Source organism: Spirosoma sp. 209 (assembly GCF_002006735.1).
In the GTDB taxonomy this organism is placed as follows: domain Bacteria; phylum Bacteroidota; class Bacteroidia; order Cytophagales; family Spirosomataceae; genus Spirosoma; species Spirosoma sordidisoli.
Genome location: NZ_MVEC01000015.1, coordinates 1 through 19,636, shown reverse-complemented (window position 1 = coordinate 19,636; position 19,636 = coordinate 1). Strand labels below are relative to the sequence as shown.

General features: G+C 58.2%; 12 protein-coding genes. 7 read left to right on the top strand and 5 right to left on the bottom strand.

The features are described 5' to 3' along the window. Window positions 1–20 precede the first annotated feature (20 nt). Together B1C80_RS20990 and B1C80_RS20985 are read left to right on the top strand one after the other, a co-directional pair. Window positions 21–722, top strand: a complete 702-nt coding sequence (locus B1C80_RS20990) for a hypothetical protein (RefSeq protein WP_077923184.1) — start codon at window positions 21–23, stop codon at window positions 720–722. 151 nt (window positions 723–873) lie between these two features. After that, the gene (locus tag B1C80_RS20985; protein WP_077923183.1) at window positions 874–3,321 is read left to right on the top strand and encodes a TonB-dependent receptor domain-containing protein; all 2,448 of its coding nucleotides are present in this window, start codon (window positions 874–876) and stop codon (window positions 3,319–3,321) included. 2 nt (window positions 3,322–3,323) lie between these two features. Here B1C80_RS20985 and B1C80_RS20980 read toward each other — a convergent pair whose 3' ends face one another. From B1C80_RS20980 to B1C80_RS20960, 5 genes are all read right to left on the bottom strand, one after another. Next, the gene (locus B1C80_RS20980; protein WP_077923182.1) at window positions 3,324–3,608 is read right to left on the bottom strand and encodes a hypothetical protein; all 285 of its coding nucleotides are present in this window, start codon (window positions 3,606–3,608) and stop codon (window positions 3,324–3,326) included. Between the two features lie 43 nt (window positions 3,609–3,651). Next, the gene (locus tag B1C80_RS20975; protein ID WP_077923181.1) at window positions 3,652–4,626 is read right to left on the bottom strand and encodes an arabinan endo-1,5-alpha-L-arabinosidase; all 975 of its coding nucleotides are present in this window, start codon (window positions 4,624–4,626) and stop codon (window positions 3,652–3,654) included. An 87-nt stretch (window positions 4,627–4,713) separates the two neighbouring features. Continuing rightward, window positions 4,714–5,385: a DUF3823 domain-containing protein gene (locus B1C80_RS20970; protein ID WP_077923180.1), complete on the bottom strand. Its 672-nt coding sequence runs from the start codon at window positions 5,383–5,385 to the stop codon at window positions 4,714–4,716. Between the two features lie 5 nt (window positions 5,386–5,390). Continuing rightward, window positions 5,391–7,238 (bottom strand): RagB/SusD family nutrient uptake outer membrane protein, encoded by a 1,848-nt coding sequence (locus B1C80_RS20965; RefSeq protein ID WP_077923179.1) that lies wholly within the window; start codon window positions 7,236–7,238, stop codon window positions 5,391–5,393. A 21-nt stretch (window positions 7,239–7,259) separates the two neighbouring features. Then, the gene (locus B1C80_RS20960; RefSeq protein ID WP_236648871.1) at window positions 7,260–10,424 is read right to left on the bottom strand and encodes a TonB-dependent receptor; all 3,165 of its coding nucleotides are present in this window, start codon (window positions 10,422–10,424) and stop codon (window positions 7,260–7,262) included. Window positions 10,425–11,173: 749 nt separating this feature from the next. Here B1C80_RS20960 and B1C80_RS20955 point away from each other — a divergent pair. From B1C80_RS20955 to B1C80_RS20935, 5 genes are all read left to right on the top strand, one after another. Further along, on the top strand, window positions 11,174–11,953 hold the full coding sequence (locus tag B1C80_RS20955) for a phytanoyl-CoA dioxygenase family protein (protein WP_077923177.1): 780 nt from the start codon (window positions 11,174–11,176) through the stop codon (window positions 11,951–11,953). A 279-nt stretch (window positions 11,954–12,232) separates the two neighbouring features. Further along, entirely contained in the window at window positions 12,233–14,617 is a 2,385-nt protein-coding gene (locus B1C80_RS20950; RefSeq protein WP_077923176.1) for an ABC transporter permease, read from the top strand. 134 nt (window positions 14,618–14,751) lie between these two features. Continuing rightward, complete coding sequence (locus B1C80_RS20945) at window positions 14,752–17,169, top strand: ABC transporter permease (protein WP_077923175.1); 2,418 nt, start codon at window positions 14,752–14,754, stop codon at window positions 17,167–17,169. A gap of 233 nt (window positions 17,170–17,402) precedes the next feature. Beyond that, complete coding sequence (locus B1C80_RS20940) at window positions 17,403–18,542, top strand: PA14 domain-containing protein (RefSeq protein WP_077923174.1); 1,140 nt, start codon at window positions 17,403–17,405, stop codon at window positions 18,540–18,542. Between the two features lie 321 nt (window positions 18,543–18,863). Beyond that, window positions 18,864–19,313 (top strand): OmpA family protein, encoded by a 450-nt coding sequence (locus B1C80_RS20935; protein WP_077923173.1) that lies wholly within the window; start codon window positions 18,864–18,866, stop codon window positions 19,311–19,313. Window positions 19,314–19,636: the final 323 nt, after the last annotated feature.

Below are 19,636 nucleotides of genomic sequence, written 5' to 3'. Positions count from 1 at the left end.
TTCCTCTTTCTCCTGCAATTATGAAAAATCACTTGCTTCTGCTCCTGGTTCTGTTTCTGGCCAAACCCGTTTTCTCCCAGAAAATCATTACCAAAACGTTGCCGCTCTCGGCCGGTCAGGCCGTGCACCTTAATCTGAAGTTTGGCGACAGCATCGACGTACAGTACTGGGATAAGTCCGAGGTGTCGATGCGGATTGCGGTTACGATCAACAACGGCAAACTCAACGATGCGCTGGAGGTCAGTACCGAATCGACGGCGGACGCGGTCAGCATCACGACCGATTTTGACCATGAACGGATCAAACAGGGCCGGTCCGAGGATTGCCCCGGCAACCGCCAATCTACCTGGCGGACCGACAAAGACGGCACCTCCCATTCGATATGCAGCACGATCAACTACACGGTCTTTCTGCCCAGAAAAGCCCCCCTGCGCGTCGAAACTATTTCGGGGAATATCCACATCAAGGGCGCTACGAGTGCCGTGTCGGCGAAGTCGATCAGTGGGTTCGTCGATATGAGCTGGCCGGGCTCGAAAGGGGCCAACGTAGCCATGAAAACCATTACGGGCGAAGTGTATTCTGACCTGACGATCGATTTCAAAGGAAAGCGCCCCAAAAATCCGTTAGTAGGCTACACGCTGGAAGGTACACTCCTCAGCGGTGGCCCGCAGGTGCGGCTGGAGTCGATCAGCAACAACATTTACCTGCGGAAAGAAAAATAATTGGCCGGTTCCCAGCCGCCGATGCAACACTAAGTTGTTTATCGTCTCTTTGGTAAAAACCGATAAACACAGGTTCATGACAGCCTGAAAGGTCCTGCAGGCCTTTCAGGCCTGATAGGCCCCGTCTCACCCCAGTTTAAGCCAACCTCTTATGAAACGTTTATGTACCGTAGCCGCCCTGGCGCTATGGGTTGGGAATGCTTTGGCCCAATCCAGCCCGACCGCCAGCGTAACCGGGTCGCTCATCGACTCAACAACGGCTCTGCCCGTGCCGTTTGCGACGGTGGCTGTGCGGGATGCCGCCACCCTGATTGCGGGCGTGACGACCGATAGTGCCGGGGTGTTTGCGCTGCCCAACCTGCCGCTGGGCAGCTATACGCTTACGCTTTCATCGGTGGGGTACCAGGCCCGGAGCCAGTCGCTCGTGCTGCGGGCCGACCAGCCGTCGGTTCGGCTGAGCGGGCTTCGGCTGCGGTCGGAGAGCCGTACGCTGGGCGAGGTGACGGTAGCCGCTCAGAAAGCGCTGATCGAAGAAAAAGGGGACCGGCTGGTTTATAATGCCGAAAAAGATATTTCGAACGCAGGCGGTTCGGCGGCCGATGTGCTGCGCAAGGTGCCGTCGCTGAGTCTGGATCTGGACGGTAACATTCAGATGCGGGGCAACAGCAACATCAGGGTGTTGATCAACGGCAAACCCTCGGCCATGATGGCCCGCAACCTGGCCGACGCGCTCAAACAGATGCCCGCCGACAATATCAAGTCGGTGGAGGTCATTACCAGCCCCGGCGCTAAATACGATGCCGAAGGGGCCGCGGGTATTATCAACATCATCACCAAAAAGGCGCTGCAGGGGTTCAACGGCTCGATCATGGCCTCGCTGGGGAACCTGAACCGCAGTACGAATACCAAGCTGGCCCTGAAAACTAAAAAGATCGGCTTTTCGCTGTCGGCCAACGGCTACCAGTTTCGCAACATACGGGAGGTGCAGACCACCCGTGCGACCCTGCTGGCCGGGCAGCCGCTGAACTACCTCTTCCAGCGCAGCACCGCCGACAATACCGGCACCGGCGGCTACGGCGAGCTGAGCCTCGACTACGACCCGGACTCAACCAGCCGCATCAACTTTTCGGCCAACGCCTGGGGGGGCTATTATCCCAACAACAGCACCCAGATCAACCGGCTGACCGACCCGTCGGGGGCCATCCTGCAAAACTTCCGCAACGACATCCGGTTCAGCAACCCCTACGGCAACAGCCAGTTCGACCTGGGCTACACCAAGACCTTCCAGAAACGGGCCGGGGTGGCTACGCCCGCCGAGTTTACCCTGCTGACCCAGTACAGCCGCATGCCGGACAACTATTTCTACGACACCGACCGCTATACGCTGGGGGAGAATGAACAGCTCAGTTTCCGGCAACACAGCACCAACTACAGCCGCAACAAAGAGTATACGTTTCAGGCCGATTATACCTACCCCTTCCTGATCCGCACCGGCAGCGACACCACCCAGCTCAAACTCGAAACGGGCCTGAAGGCGATCCGGCGCGATATCGGCAGCGAATACCGGGTCGAGGAGTCGCTGGATGGGCAGCTGCCGCTGGTGCCGGACCCCCGCCAGTCGAACGACTTTGATTACAACCAGCGGATCGTTTCGGGCTATACCGCGCTTCGGGTCGAAACCAAACAGAAATGGACCCTCAACCTGGGCGCCCGGCTCGAACGGACCTTTATCGACGGTAATTTTCTGACGACCCAGACCACGCTGACCAACCAGTATACCAACCTGATACCGAGCGTAACGATCTCGAAAGGGCTAAAAACCCACACCCTGAAAACGAGCTACACCCAGCGGATTCAGCGGCCGCAGCTCTGGTTCCTCAACCCCTGGGTCAACGCCAGCGATCCGCGCAACCTGCAGACGGGCAACCCCTATCTGGACCCCGAACTGAACCACGCCATCGAACTGGGGCATAGCGTCACCACCAAATCGAACCTGTCGGTCAATACGGCCTTTTACTGGCGCATGACCAACAACGCCATCGAATACGTGCGGACGGTCGACGAAGCGGGGATTGCTCTCAGCAAACCGCAGAACATTGCCCGGCGCATCGCCTACGGCATGAACATGAACCTGTCGGGCCAGGCTACCAAAACCTGGACCCTGAACGGTGGCCTGGATGTTCGGTACGTCGACCTGAACAGCCCCATGCTGAACCAGCGCAACAGCGGCCTGGTGGGTAACGCCAACATCAGCAGCACGTACAAGATGCCGCACAACTACACCTTTCAGGCCAACGGGAATTTCAACTCGGGCTGGGTCAATTTACAGGGGAAAGGGTCGAGTTTTTACTGGTACGGCTTCGCGCTGAAACGGGAGATGATGAACAAAAAGGCGAGTCTGACGCTGGGTGTCAACAATCCCTTCAACCGGGGCGTGTCGCAGCGCCTGCGCCAGTCGGCCCCCACGTTCGAGTCGGATACGCGGTTCTTCTTCGTGTCGCGCTCGGCCCGGCTGGCGTTCGAGTGGCGCTTCGGGCAGATGAGTTCGGGAGGCAAGCAGAGCCGCAAAGTACAGAACGACGACGCCGGAAGCCGGTAAAGTCAGGCTGCCTGGTAACTGAACTGGATGATCACCGGGTCGGGGTCGGGGGGCAGCTCGTACAGGGGCGGGTCGGTTAGTTCTTCGATCTGCAGATCGGTCGGAAAAACGCCGGCCTGGTTGGCGGCTTCGGTGGCGTAGGCGCTGGCCACCCGATGAATCAGCGCCAGCCGGGAGTAGACCGAACCCGCCGGCGACTGGCTGAGGCTCAGCTGCCTGAGTCGCTCGCTGAAATCAGAAGCTGGTATGGAGATCGTTTGCCAGTGTCGGTCGGTTGGTGGCTGCATAGGGTTATAACCGATCCGGACCGGCTGCGGTTAAACCGGCGGGTTAGTCCGTACCAAATCGTTCGGGCGTCAGTATAGGCCAGCCGTTCTGAAAGCTGAGTTGACAGAACGCCAGTTTGGATTTGCCCCGATCGTTCGGATCGTAGACATGAATCGATACCAGGTTACGCCCTCCGTCGCGAAGCAGCCCCACGTGGCCCGGCCCCAGGTAGTTGCCTTCGGTGCGCAGCACGAGCGTACCACCCCCGGCCGTCAGGTCGCGGCCCGACCGGTCGACAAACGGCCCGAGCGGACTCGACGACCGCCCGACCACCAGATAATAGGTACTGTTGATACCCTTGCAGCACAGGCCGTTGTTGGCAAACAGGTAGTAGAAGTTGCCTTCTTTGATCAGCGCAGCCGCTTCCCAGTCGGACTGACGCCCACCCGCCACCGTTTTCACCGGGGTGCCGGCTCTGATTTTACCGGTTGTCGTATCGATTTCGGCCGCGCCGATGCCCCCGTGAAAGGAGCCGTAGACCATATACACCCGACCGTCCGTATCGCGCATGAGGCTGGGGTCGATGGCGTTGATGTCGGTTCTGACTTTGGAGGATACCACCATACCCTGATCGGTCCAGCGGTAGGCCGGCGACTGCGGGTCGAGCACCGGTGAGGTGGCAACCCCGATAGCCGATACCGGCGAGCCAAACGTGGAGCAGGAGTAATAGAGGTAATAGTTTCCGTTCATGCGGATGGCGTCGGGCGCCCAGAAATGACCTTTAAATCCCCTTACGGTACTGTCGACCCAGCCGGGCCAGGTATTTTTTTCGAAGATCGGTTTTTCGGATTTCCAGCTTCGCAGGTCGGCAGAGCTGACGACCTGAATGCCGTTTCCGGTCGAGAAATACCAGTAGCGACCGGCTGCTTTCAGGATCGTACTCGGGTCGTGGGTGGTGAGGGGCGCTTCCTGAGCCTGCGCAGCGAAGCGTCCGAGCAGGGTCAGCAGTACGAGCAGGAGCGTGTAGAATCTGGTCATAGCAGGACGGGGTTAGACATAAACAAAACAGAAAACCGGCTGAAAGTAAACGGGATCACTTTCAGCCGGTTCGGTGTTGGGGTTGATTTACAGCGTAATTTTCTGTACCGGCGTATAAATCATCTCGGCCACGCCAACGGTTTTGACGCCCAGCCGCGCGTAGCAGTATCCCTTGGCCACGACCGATGCGGGTGGCGCCATCGAGAACGACAGCGGCTTGGTCAGGTCGGCCAGGGCCGCCCCGGTCAGACTAACCGACCCGGCGTTGTTATTGATGTCTACGTACTGGGTGGTGCTGACATAGAGGGTAGCCCGCTCAATGGCGCGACCGGTTACCACCTGCGCCACAGTGGCGGTGGCCGTCAGGCTGGTCCCGCTTTTCTGCATGGTCGGGTTGCGGATCACGAAGAACGGCTGTACCGGCACGTCGATCTGAGCCGCCCCGCGCACCTGTACCGGAATCGTATCGGTATTATCGACCCACGGCCCGTTGCCCCGCAGCCGAACCAGTTTGTAGTCCCCATCGAAGACCGTGGCCGAGAAGGTGCCATCCTGCGCGATGTATACCGGAATTTTGGTAAACAGCTGAAATCCCGGTTGCCACAGCTCCAGCTGAACCCCGTTGGTACGAACCCCAACCGGCTGGTTGTCGTAGATGACCCGGCCCGTAATGGTGGAGGTAGGCGGTTCGAAGTTGTCTTTCGCGCAGCCGGCCAGCAGGGTCAGAGCCGCCAGCAGGCCCATATAAATAGCTTTCATGATCGTTAATGGAAAGGATTACGAACAATTTTCGGGTTGTTGTTGATCACCGCCTGATCGATGGATGCGTAGTAGTTACCCAGCTGGAACAGGCGCGGAGCGCGGAAACGGGGCGCTACCAGCTTCACGAACACGTACTTGCCATCGCGTGGGTCGCCGGGGCGCACGATGCGGTAGGGGTAGAGGGCGTACATGACGGCATCGGGATTGGTGGCGTTACCGTTCCAGATCTCATGGGCAATGCGCCAGCGCTTCAGATCCCAGACGCGGTGGTCTTCAAAGGCCAGCTCGACCCGCCGTTCGTTCTGGAGCCGGGCCAGGGTCAGCGTGGTCAGGCTGTTGGCCGGGAAGCCCGCCCGTTCGCGCACCTGGTTGACGTAGGTCAGCGCTTCGCCCGTCTGGCCTAGCTCAAAGGCTGCTTCGGCTGCGTTGAGCAGAATCTCGCCCAGCCGGAACCGCACCCACCACATATCGCTGCGGATACCGCGGGTACTCGCCAGGGGCGTTGGATCGATGTATTTCCGCATGTAGAAACCCGTATTCGACACCTCGGTCTGCGACCGCTGCGGCCCCGACGTACCCGTCAGGAGTTTCCCGTCGGTATAAACCTGGCCCAGGGTGTTGCCTTCTACTACCTGGTAGTTGTTGCTGGTGGCATTCCAGACCATAACGCCAGCCTGAATCTGCACCTCCTGCCCCCGGAAACTGGTGCCGGGGTAGATAACGGTACCGTAGAGCCGGGCATCTTTGTTGGCAAACGGCCCGCTGAGGTTATCGTAATAGATAAAGTCGCGGTCGTCGGGGGTGCGGGTTTTCAGCTCGCCCGAGCTGCCGTCGAGGTATTCGAAATCCTCGACCAGGTTCAGGGTGGGCGTAATGTTCGACGACGAGAGGTTGTCTTCGCGGACGTTACGGGCAATGTTGTCGTAGGTGAACCCGTGCCGTTTGTCTTTGGCCGTCAGGAAATCCTTGGCCAGGATAACCTCCGAGTTGTTCAGCTTTTTGGTGATGGCCTCGAAGAAGTTTTCGCCCAGGTTGGGATTGACCCGGTAGAGCCGATAGGGACCGGCAATCACTTCTTTGGCGGCTTCCAGCGCTTTGGTATAGTACTCCTGCGCCCGGGCGGCCGGAATGCCAACCTCCCCACCCGGTGTGCTGATCGGCGCACCCATGCGGTTGTTGTATTTAGCGATCGACCCGGCGTAAAGCATGGCCCGGCTCTTCAGCGCCATGGCCGTATAGCGGTTGGCGCGGGTGTTGCTGCCCGTATTGCCCAGGTCGTTCTTCACCGCATCGAGTTCGCTGGCAATGAAGTCATACACCTCCGACTCTTTATTGCGCGGGAACTGGAGCGAACTTGGGTTGCCGCTGAAGTCGTAGATGAGCTGTTTGGTAATGATCGGTACGCCACCCATCCGCTTCACCAGCTCGAAGTACATAAAGGCCCGCAGGAACCGGAACTCGGCCGAAAACTGGGTTTTCTGAGCCGCCGTCAGCGCCGTACTTTTGGTTTCGATGTTCTCCAGCGCGAGGTTGATATCCCGAATCAGGCCGTAGTCCCAGAGCCGCCAGCGCTCGAAGCCGTACGAGATGATGTTGTTGGGGCCGTCGTTGTTGCCCGACCAGGACGCTTCGTCGTAGGCGGCAAACTGATCCCAGCCGTTATCGATCTGGGTATGAGCGGGGAGCCGGTCGTAGTAGTTGGCCAGCAGGCTCGTAATCAGTTTAGGGTCGTTCCAGACCTGGCTCTCCAGAATGATATTGGGCGGCTGGCGTTCCAGAAAGTCTTCTTTGCAGGCCGTCAGGCTGAGGGTCAGCAGGCCGATCGACAGGAATTTATGAATAGGCTTCATGCGTAAAGTCGTTTGTGAGGGTTAGAAACTCAGCGCAAAACCGGCGTTATACAACCGCTGGGGCGGATAAACCAGCGCGCCGTTCGACGAGATTTCGGGGTCGACCTGAATGGCTTTCAGGTTGTCGAACGATACCAGGTTGGTGCCGTTGATGTAGACCTTCATGGCCGATACGCCAATCTTGCTCAGGAAGGGCTTGGGAATGTTGTAGCCGATTTCGAGGTTGCGCAGGCGCAGGTAACGTACGTTGGTGACCCAGAAGTCGCTCCGGCGGCTGTAGTTCACGTGGCTCGGGCTGTCTTTCCGAACGGCGGGATAGGTACCGGCCACCCACGGACTGTCGTTATTGAACGGGTCGGCGCGGTGCCAGCGGTCTTCGAAGAGGTAGTTGGGCGAGGTCCCGTTGTTCTGGAACGGAATTTTCTGCTCCACCTCGCGCCGGAACGTTTGCAGACCCGCGCCCACCACATCGACCTGGAGCGTAAAGCCCCGGTAGCCCAGCGTACCGTTGAAGGCGTAGTTGAAGTAGGGCGTAGCGCCTTCGGCATAGCCGATGGGCCGCTCGTCGAGGCCGTTGATAACCCCATCGCCGTTGACGTCCTTGTAGATGAAATCGCCGGGTAGCTGGGTGCGGTTGCCCTGGCCGTCGTTATCGACGCGGTAATCGTCGATCTCCTGCTGCGACTGGAAACGGCCTACTACCTGATAACCCCAGTTGATGGCCGACCAGCGGTCAACGGCCGAGTTGCGGTACTGATCCCAGGAGTTGCCGAAGCGGGGTTTGTAGATGTCCAGGCTCCGCTGTCGCGCCAGAGTAGCGTTACCCCCCACGGTATAGGTCAGCTCACCCGCTTTGCCTGTGTAGGACAGCGCCCCTTCTACGCCCCGAATGGCGTCGGAGTTGAGGTTGGCGTTTGGCAGGGTGTAGCCCACTTCGCTGGGGAGCAGTACGTCATACTGCGCGGCAGGCAGTCCCGACCGCTTCCGCTCGAATACGTCGAACTGACCCGAAATCTTGCCGCCCAGCAGCCCGAAGTCGATCCCTACGTTGGTCGAGATGTTGTTGACCCACGACAGGGTGGTGATGGGCAGGCCGCGCGGCTGAACCCCGATTACGTAGTTGCCATTGAAGATGGCACTGCCCGCCAGGAAGTTGTAGCCGGGCAGGTAGCTGAACGGCGCCACAATGAAATTGTCGTTGATCAGGTCGCTACCGGTGCGGCCGTAGCTGGCCCGCAGTTTCAGCTCGCTGAGCGTATTGCCCAGGTTTTCCTTGAAGAACGGCTCTTCGCTCACCCGCCAGCCCAGCGACGCGCCGGGGAAGAACCCGTACCGGCGACCGGGCGCAAACAGGAACGACCCGTCATACCGACCCAGCAGCTCGACCAGGTACCGCTGTTTGTAGTTGTAGTTGAACCGGCCAATGTAGCCCGCCCGCGCCGTCACGTTCCACTCGTCGATGAGCAGGTCCTGGTTGGCAAACGACATCAGCGGGATGTAGTTATTGGGCGGAACCGTATGCACGACCATGTATTTGTTATCGGTGTCGTAGCGTTCGTAGGCAGCCACCGCGGCCAGGCTGTGATCGCCCAGCTGCTTGTTGTAAGTAGCCTGCATCTGCATGAATCGGTCGGCCACGTTGCGCTTCCGCCGTTCGCGCCAGGGGTTCTGGTTCCCCCCGCCCGGCACCGCGTTGTAGGTATCGGTGGCTGCGTCGTAGGTGTAGGCATCGTAGGTGTACTCGAAGCCGTCGAAGTCGAAGTTGGTGAAGTTGTAGGAGTAGGTACCTTTCACGCTCAGGCCAAAATCGAAGTCGTACTGCGCGGTGAAGTTGGCTTTAACGGCCCGCCAGGTTTCGTTGATGTAGCCCGTCACCTCTTTGCGATAGGTAGCCGGGTTTACGTTTACGTTGTGCGTCTGGTTGATGTACTTCGGGTTGTCGTTGGCGTAGGGCCGCTCGGTGGGCCACATTGAGAAAATACTCAGGAACGGGTTGAAATAATCGTCCAGGCCCGGCACCCCGACCTGAAAACGGTCTTCGATCCGGCCGCTGATCTGCGTACCGATCCGGAGCTTTTTGCTGAGGCCGGCTTCGACGTTAGCCTGGAAGTTGCTCCGCTTGAAGTTATAGTCCCGGATCAGGGCATCCTGGGTCAGGTGGCTGGCCGATACGTAGTAGGTGACGTTCTCCGACCCGCCCGATACGCTGCCGTTCAGGTAGGCCTGCGGCACGTTGGGGCGCATGACCATGTCGTAGTAATCGAAGCTCTGGAACCCTTTCTCGGTGCCGATCCGCCATTTTTCCAGCTCGGTAGGGGTAATGGTCGTCGGAATGCCCCGGTTCTGGTCCGACTCGGCCAGGGCCCGAACGTGCTGGTAGGCGTTGGCCGGGCGCGGGTAGCGGGTGAAGTTCTGCAGACCGTAGTAGCCCGACAGGCTGATGACGGGTTTCTGACCGGCTTTGCCGCGTTTGGTGGTAACCAGCACAACCCCGTTGGCGGCCCGCAGACCATAAATAGCGGCTGAGCCGTCTTTCAGAATGGAAATGTTCTCAATGTCGTTGATGCCTAAGTTGTTGAACTGACCCACATCGGCCACAATGCCGTCGATGACGTAGAGCGGAGCGCCCATATTCCGGATCTGGATATTCGTACCGCCACCGGGCCGGGCGTCGGTTTGTCGGGCCGTAATACCCGGAACGCGACCCACCAGCGCACTGGTAGCCGCAACGGCCGGCGTCCGGATAATCTCTTCGGCTTTTACCGACGCTACCGAACCCGTTACGGTGCCACGCGACTGGGTGCCGTAGCCCACTACCACCACTTCGTCGAGCGACTGATCATCGGCCACCAGCTTGATGGCGAGCTGACTGGCGTTACCGGCAACGATCTCCTGGGTGCGATACCCCACGAAGGAGAAAACGAGTACCGTGTTCGGGTCCGGCACCGTAATGGAGAAAAGTCCCTGCGCGTCGGTAGTGCTGCCGCGGGTCGATCCTTTGATCACCACGTTGACGCCGGGCAGGGCCTCTCCCTTGTCGTCAGTTACTTTTCCTGAGACAACCACATCGGCGTGCCGGGGTATGGCGTGCCAACCTTCCGTCCGAAATTTCAGGGCCGTCGGTCTGGCCAGCGCGTCTTTACACGGCATAGCGCAGGCCAGCGGAATGAGGGCGTACGCTGTCATTTTACGGGCAGTATACCTTTGTACTGATCGTCTCATAATGCTGACTGTTTAGGATGGAGTAAAAAGTAGAGGAGAAAAGAGCGGTTCATATTGGGTTGTTATCATTCAATTTACAAGTAGAATAATCCTAAAAATCAAAGCTATAGTGTTGATATATTAAAAGGAAATTAAAATCAAAATACAGTCAGCATTAGTCAATCCTTGCCAAATAAACAGCACAATTTGTAGGTTCGATGTAAATAAAGAGAAGATGTTGACCTTAATTTGACATACGTCTACTGAATTGAGTTTAAATACAGTCTATATTGATCAACTATGAATTAGTTGACAACGATTCGGTCGTCTGATTGAGTTGGTTAGCCTCACAGGCAACTTCCTCCGGGCGCTGTGTCAGGCGGTACGCAGGTGGCTGCCGCGGTTTGTTTGGCGTTGGCGGGCCGCGAGGGACTGGGGTCCGATTAGCGTCCATGTTTTTACCCGCAACGGGGTTTTTGCTATATTCGCCCCATGAGGATGGCACCCATGTTATAAACTTCACTTGCCTGCTTTTCCAGACAGGCGGCCCTGATCCCGGGCCCCATTATTTCTTTTGTCTTTTCTCCAGTATATACGCCGGTTCGGCCCGTCAGCTGAACGGGGTTCCGACTGTCTCATCTGCCTAACTGAAGCTGGCTCGTGGCCAACGGCATCGGTATGGGTCGGGGCAGCGCATAACCGGCCAGTCAACGCTAGTATTCTACTGATTCCTCATGGGCGATCAACTCACCAACCAACAGGTCGAACAGTTTATCCGGGATGGATTTGTTCGTATAGATCAGGCCTTTACGGCCGAAACCGCGCAGCAAGCGCGTACGATTCTCTGGGCCGATATGCAGGCTGAGCCCGATGACCCGGCAACCTGGCTGGAGCCGGTGGTCCGGCTCGGGATGTACAGCCAGCCCCCTTTTCAGGAGGCCGCCAACACGGCGGTGCTGCATCGCGCCTTCGACCAGCTGGTCGGGCCTGATTACTGGATTCCGTGCCGCAGCATGGGTTCGTTTCCCGTTCGTTTCCCGTCGGCAACCGATCCGGGCGATACCGGCTGGCACGTCGATGCGAGCTTTCCGGGCGCCGATCCGGCCAATTATGTTGAGTGGCGGGTCAACGTCCGATCGACCGGGCGTGGTTTGCTGATGCTGTTTCTGTTCTCCGACGTGGGCGAACACGACGCGCCTACCCGCATTCGGGTTGGGTCTCACCAGGACGTTGCGCAGCTGCTGGAACCCGCCGGTGAGCAGGGCCTCTCGTTCATAGAGCTGGCTGAGCAGCTGCCCCGGCTGCCGGCGCGGGACGAGGTTGTTGCCACCGGAAAAGCCGGCACGGTTTACCTGTGTCATCCGTTTCTGGCCCACGCGGCTCAGCCGCACCACGGCACCGCTCCCCGATTTCTGGCCCAGCCTCCGCTGCTGCTGCGTCGTGAGCTGGAGCCAACCGTCGAAAAAGCGACCTACTCGCCCGTAGAAGCAGCCATCCGGGCCGCACTGGCGTAGAGGACGGGTTTATTCCGGCTGATCCGGTAACCACTGGGTTAGCCGGAATAAACCCGAAAGTAAAGCACGGGCTTTGTTCCGTATGGTGGGCTGGATTGGGCGCCGGGGCTACTATGTTGTCTGCCTATGGCTGTCCGCAACTGTACGAAGCGCTGTCCATTTCCGGACAGAATGCGTGTTTGGTTGTGTTGGTTATTGACTGATTGTCAGTATGTTGGCTTTATGGTACAGGTTTTGGTGGTACAGAGACACAGGTTCGTATCTAAACATTGCAGACTCATGGTTCGTAATTATCTGAAAATCGCGCTCCGCAACTTGTGGAAAAACCGGCTGTTCAGCGGGCTCAACATGGGGGGTATGGGCGTCGGCATTGCGGCCGTTGGGCTGATGAGTCTGTATGTTATTCACGAGCTGAGTTACGATCGGTTTCATGCCAACGCCGATCGGATCGTTCGGGTGGTACACCACGCCAGCTGGCCGGGCGGCAGTCTGAACCTGGCACCTACCTCGGCCCGCTTTGCCGATGCGCTCAAAAGCGAGTACCCCGCTATCGAAAAAACGGTGCGGTTTCATCCCGAAGGCGGTGGCCAGATTACCTATAAGGATAAAAAGCTGGACGAACCCGCAATCCTCTTTGCCGACCCATCGGTGTTTGAGGTGTTCTCGTTTCCGTTTCTGTACGGAAATCCCGCTACGGCCCTGACCCGACCGCAGACGATCGTACTGACCAAAACCCTGGCCGAGAAGCTGTTCGGCGATGCCGCCCGCGCCGTTGGACAAACCGTTACCTTCTCCAACAACTTTCCCAATCAGGTTACCGGCGTCATCGACGATCTGCCCGCCAACTCGCACCTGCAATTCAGCGCGTTGCGGGCATTGCCGGCCAACTACACCAGCGGCTGGCAAAATTTTGAACTATACACCTATCTGCTGCTCAACAAAGGCGCAGACTACAAGGCGCTCGAGTCGCGGCTGGGCAGTTTCTATCCCAACTACCTGAAGTCGGAAATGGGCGAGCTGAACTACCGGATGGCGCTTCAGCCGATCACCTCGATTCACCTGGAGTCGCATCTGGACTATGAAATCAGCCCGAACGGCAACCTCCGGACAATCTACACCTTTGCGGTGGTGGCCGCGCTGATCTTACTGATTGCGGGCATCAACTACGTAAATCTGTATACGGTTCGGGCGGTGGCCCGGACGCGCGAAGTGGGCGTCCGGAAGGCGATTGGCTCCCGGCGGGGGCAGCTGATCGGCCAGTTTCTGACCGAGTCGATGCTGATGGCGGTGCTGTCGTGTGGGCTGGGGCTGATCCTGGCCAATATGGTCCTGGCGCTGTTCAACGAACTGGCCGGTACGAACCTGGCCCTGACGCAGTATGGCTGGCTGCCTACGATACTGGTTGTTCTGGCCTTCACGGTGCTGCTCGGGCTGGTGAGCGGGCTGTACCCGGCGCTGCTGATGTCGGGTTTCCGGCCGGTGGTGGCGCTGAAAGGGCGTATCAGCAGCCCGCTGGGTGGGGGCCTGTTCCGGCAGTCGCTGGTCGTGTTCCAGTTCGTAGCGGCTGTGGTGCTGATTGCCTGTTCGTGGGTCATTTACCGGCAGATCGGCTATGCGCTGCACAAGGATCTGGGTTTCAACAAAGACCAGGTGTTAACCTTTCACCTCGACAGCGACGACGTTCGGAAGCAGGTTCAGGCCCTCAAAAATGAGTTGCGGAAAAGTCCGCTGATCGAGCAGGTAGCGGCTGCCAGCAACCCCATCGGCAATAACAATATCGGTGACAACGGGATGTTCTTCGAGCAGAACGGCGCCATCAGCAATACCGCGCAGGTGGTACAGACGTTCTCCGTCGATGCGGATTACCTGCCTACGCTGGAAATCAACCTGCTCGAAGGCCGCAACTTCCGGGAGTCGGCCAGCGACGGCCCGGGAGTGGTTCTGGTCAACCAGGCGCTGGTTCGGCAGATGGGGTGGCAGCGGCCGCTGGGTAAGCGGGTTAAGTACTTCGTCAACAAGGATGTGTCGTTCGAAGCGCAGGTGGTGGGTGTGGTCAGCGATTTCCATACGTATTCGCTCCAGCATAAGATTCAGCCGCTGGTCTTGCAGATGCCCGCGCCGACCGAGAAAGACAACCTGTACGTGCGGGTCCGGCCCGACCAGGCTACCGAAGCCCTGGCGTACATCCGGGCTGTCTATAAAACCTTCGATCCGTCGGCCGACCTGACGTTTCATTTCCTGGACGAGAACTTCTCGCGGCAGTATCAGGCCGAGCAGAAGCAGGCGCAGGTGCTGCTGTCGTTTACGGTGCTGGCGGTGCTGATTTCGTGTCTGGGTTTGTTCGGGCTGGCTGCGTTTGCGGCCGAGCAGCGGACGAAAGAGATTGGCGTTCGGAAAGTGCTGGGCGCTTCGGTGGCCAGCATCGTAGGCCTGCTCTCGCGGGATTTTCTGAAGCTGGTTCTGATCGCGATCGTGATTGCCAGTCCGCTGGCCTGGTATGCTACCCACCGCTGGCTCCAGGATTTCGCCTACCGGATTGAGGTCGAGTGGTGGGTGCTGGCCCTGACGGGTTTGCTGACGGCCGGTATCGCTCTCCTGACCGTGAGTTTCCAGAGTATCAAAGCTGCCCTGACCAACCCGGTAAATTCGCTGCGATCGGAATAGGATTGTGAGTGATGAATGATGAGCGATGAGCGATGAGTGAGTGCCTCACCGTGGGTTCGTGAGGACACAGACCGCAGTGAAGAATGATACATGGTTGGGTTGGTGCGGTTGTCCTATCCCTTTCTCTTTTTGTTATGCTAACGAATTATCTAAAGATCGCGCTGCGGAACATCAGCCGGAACAAAGGGTTTTCCTTCATCAACATTGCCGGGCTGGCCATGGGGATGGCGGCTACGCTGCTCATCGTACAGTACGTTGCCTTCGAGCGAAGCTACGATCGCTTCCACGAAAAAGCCGACCGGATCTTCCGCGTCACGGCCGAGCGGTATGAACGTGGAGTTCTTTCGACCGAATGGGCGGGCGGTCCTTTTGCCGTGGGCAATCACCTGAAAAGCGCCTTCGACGAAGTAGACGAGTACACGAAGGTGTACATGCGGGATAAGCTGCTGCTGGAGGTCAACAACCGGAAATACAGGGTAGATAAGGGCGCGTTTGCTACGCCTTCGTTCTTCTCCGTTTTTTCGTATTCGCTGCTCACCGGCGATCCCCGAACCGCCCTGGCCGAACCCAACACGGGGGTTATTTCGGCCTCTCTGGCGCAACGCCTGTTTGGAACCAACAACCCCGTGGGACAGGTGATCACGATTGAGCGGGAATTCCCGATCCGGGTAACGGGCGTTTATCAGGACTTCCCCAAAAACTCACACCTGGCCGCTGACTACCTGATGTCGTTCAGCACGTTTCAGCGCATAGTCAACCCCAAAAATGAGCCCGACAAAAACTTCGACAACGCCTGGGACTGGGACGGCTGCCTGACGTATGTGGTCTTGAAAGAAGGCGCTAATCCTGCCCGGTTGGCGGCCAAACTCCCCGCCTGGCTGGCGACCCTGGATCAGCGCGACCCCAAAACCAACAGTGGGCTGATGTTGCACCTGCAAGCCCTGCCCGATATTCATCTGTACTCACATCTGATGTTCGAGGCCGGTGCCAACGGCGACGGCAATTCGGTGTATGTGCTGCTCTGCGTTGCTTTTTTCATCATCGCCATTGCCTGGATCAACTACATCAACCTGGCTACGGCACGGGCTGTTGGCCGGGCCCGGGAAGTAGGGGTGCGGAAAGCCATAGGCTCGTACCGGCGTCAGCTGATCAGCCAGTTTCTGATGGAGTCGGCTCTGCTCAACTTCATCGCCGTTGTGGTGGCGTTTGGTCTTATTCTGCTGGCCCTGCCGCTGTTCAATCACTTCACCGATCAGGAGCTGACGTACTCGTTCGTTCGGTCGGGGCGCTTCTGGCTTGGTCTGGGAGCGATGTATACCGCCGGCACGTTGCTGTCGGGGGGGTATCCTGCCTTTGTGCTCTCGGGCTTCAACCCGGTTTCAGTCCTGAAAAATGGCGTTTCCGCTTTCCGGGAAGGGGTTATCCTCCGAAAATCGCTCGTCGTTATTCAGTTTTCGGCTTCTGTTTTTCTGCTGGTTGGTACGATCACCGTATTCCGTCAGCTGCAGTTCATGCGAGCGCAGAGTCTGGGCATCGACATTGGACAAACGCTGGTGCTCAACAGGCCGATGAACGATTCGACTCGTATCAGCCAGACCCGGGCTTTCAAAGATTACCTGCTTCGTCAGTCGGCTATCAGGCAGGTGGCCGTATCGGGGAGCATTCCGGGCGAAAAGGTCGAGTTCAACGCTGGCGGCATCCGGCTGGAGAGCGCCCCGCAGGATGAAGGCAAGCAGTACCGCGTTATCGGTGTCGACTACGACTTTGTCGACGCCTTCGGCATGAAGCTTATTGCCGGCCGCAACTTCGATGCCGGTCTGGGCGAGAAAGGAGCCGTCGTGTTCAACAAAACGGGAATCCGGCAGCTGGGTTTCAGCGATCCGGAAAAGGCCCTCGGCAAAAAAATCGACTTCTGGGGCGATATTCTTACCATCGTAGGGGTCGTCGACGACTTTCACCAGCAGTCGCTTCGGGAAGCCTACGAGCCGCTCATCTTACGGCTGGATCCGGGGGTCAACGGATCGATCTCGATCAAACTGGCTGACAAGGACCCCACCCAGGCCATTGCGGTGGCCCGGGACGCGTGGTCCCGTTTTTTTCCTACCGACCCGTTCGAGTATTCGTTCCTCGACGAAAGGTACGACAAGCAATATCGGGCCGACGAGCGGTTCGGACAGGTGTTTGGCTTTTTCACCCTCATGGCCCTGCTGGTGGCCTGTCTGGGCTTGCTGGGCCTGGCTACCTTCACGGCTCAGCAGCGGACGAAGGAGATTGGCGTCCGTAAAGTGCTGGGCGCTAGTGTGGGGAGTATCATTTCGTTGCTTTCCGTTGACCTGCTGAGGCTGGTGCTGGTCGCTATCGTGATTGCCTCGCCGGTGGCCTGGTATGCCATGCATCAGTGGTTGCAGGGCTTTGCGTACAAAATCGACATTGAATGGTGGGTGTTTGCAGTAGCCGGGCTGCTGGCGCTGGCGATCGCCTTCCTGACGGTGAGTTTCCAAAGCCTGAAAGCCGCGCTGATGAACCCGGTGAAAAGCCTGCGATCAGAATAGAGCGATGAGCGATGAGTGATGAGCGATGAATGAGTGCCTTCTCACCGTGGTCCGTGTCCGCACCGGTGAGGCAGTCGGGCCACTTGTTCGGATGGTTTTCTACGGCTGAAGCGAGGTGGCTGTATGCTTCTGCCAAATTCGGCAACGGCATGGCGGTTTACGTGGGCAGAAGCTTCTGTCATACGTAGCGTTTGACTATCTTGAGGGCAGGTTAAACACTAGGTCTCGCGGCTATGAAGTGTGCTGGCATCAAGACAGGATTTGGTTGGCTGGGGGTTTTCTTCTGGTTGTTGTCAGAACCGGCTATAGCGCAGCAGGGCCTGAAAGGAGAATACTACAACGGCAGCAATTTCGAGAAGAAGATCCTCACCCGTATCGACCCTGAACTGCGGTTCTCCTGGAAATCCAGCAGTCCGGCCTCGGGCCTCGACTATTCGTACTATTCCATACGCTGGACTGGAAAGATCCTGGCGCCGGCCTCGGGTCGTTATACGTTTTACGCCAAAGTGGATGATGGCATTCGGGTATGGGTCGGTAACCGGAAGGTTATGGACGTCTGGCAACTCAATGACTCCAATCATTTTACGGGAACCGTAGTGCTGGAAGCCGGGCGTTATTATGATCTGAAAGTAGAGTATTTCAACGCCATGCTCGGGGGCGTTCTGGAATTGTTCTGGCAACGGCCCGATCCGAAAGCGCCCCTGTCGGTGGACATCAACCGCCCAATGGAGCCCATCGCGGCCCGTTATTTCCGGCAACAGGCTCCACCTGTTGCGGCATCGCCCCAACCAGCTGCGCTGCCACCGGTGTCGGGGCTGGTGCGGGCCACCCCGCCCAAACCGGTTGTCCGGCCGCCGGTACTGGCTACGGTAAAGTCTGTCAAACCGGCTCCAAAGTCTGTCAAACCAGCTTCTGCTCGTCCGGTGCCGCCCGTTACTGCCGTTCAACGGCCGGTGCCGCTCCCTGCGTCGTCATCAGCAGCCGTTGCCAGGGTGGTGCCCAGGAATGAACCGCCCGCTTCTGAATCGGTGATTGCCACGCCTGTTACCCTGCGGCATGTCCAGTTCGAGCAGAGCAGCTATGTGTTGCTGCCCGAGTCGTTTCCCGAGCTGGACAAACTGGTTGAGCGCTTGCGGCAGCAGGCCCACTGGCGTATCGAGGTGATGGGTCATACCGACAACGTGGGCGATCCGCGCCTGAACCAGGTGCTGTCGGAATACCGGGCGAAGGTGGTTATGAATTACCTGATCCGGCATGGTATTGCCGATGATCGTATCGAAGCGAACGGATACGGTGGGTCGCGTCCCATTGCCGGCAACGACACCGAAGACGGCCGGTCCCGAAACCGGCGCGTCGAATTCATCCTGAAATAAGGCGTATTACCCCCAAATCGTGCTGGCTACCGACATGCTACCGACATGCTACCGACGCTAGCTGTTACGTCCCTATGGGACGGTGGGTGGGGGGCGGTGCGATATTCCACAGAGGTTAATAGTATCACATCGTAGATAACTCTTTGTCCCGTAAGTAAATATCAGCGCAGCGTCACTGACAACGAGCGTTCGCTAACTCCTTGTCCCGTAGGGACGTAACAGCTAGCCCCGCTAGCGTCGGTAGCCAGGTAGCCACCCCAAAATACGGTAAAGTCTGTCAAACCGGCTCCAAAGTCTGTCAAACCAGCTTCTGCTCGTCCGGTGCCGCCCGTTACTGCCGTTCAACGGCCGGTGCCGCTCCCTGCGTCGTCATCAGCAGCCGTTGCCAGGGTGGTGCCCAGGAATGAACCGCCCGCTTCTGAATCGGTGATTGCCACGCCTGTTACCCTGCGGCATGTCCAGTTCGAGCAGAGCAGCTATGTGTTGCTGCCCGAGTCGTTTCCCGAGCTGGACAAACTGGTTGAGCGCTTGCGGCAGCAGGCCCACTGGCGTATCGAGGTGATGGGTCATACCGACAACGTGGGCGATCCGCGCCTGAACCAGGTGCTGTCGGAATACCGGGCGAAGGTGGTTATGAATTACCTGATCCGGCATGGTATTGCCGATGATCGTATCGAAGCGAACGGATACGGTGGGTCGCGTCCCATTGCCGGCAACGACACCGAAGACGGCCGGTCCCGAAACCGGCGCGTCGAATTCATCCTGAAATAAGGCGTATTACCCCCAAATCGTGCTGGCTACCGACATGCTACCGACATGCTACCGACGCTAGCGGGGCTAGCTGTTACGTCCCTACGGGACGATGGGTGGGGCGGGGCGTAATATACCCGCGTTGACCGACCGACGCGCGTGCTACCGACGCTATGCTGTTATGTTCCTATGGGACGATGGGTGAAGGGGAATGTCTATGTTGACCGTTCCGACGCCCACCCCAGAGGGCTGGCATGTCAATAGAAGTAAGTCAACCAAGGTGGTTAATAGCTCCAGAGGGGCGGCATGTCAATTGACACAACCGAAACCTAAAAATTCCGGGA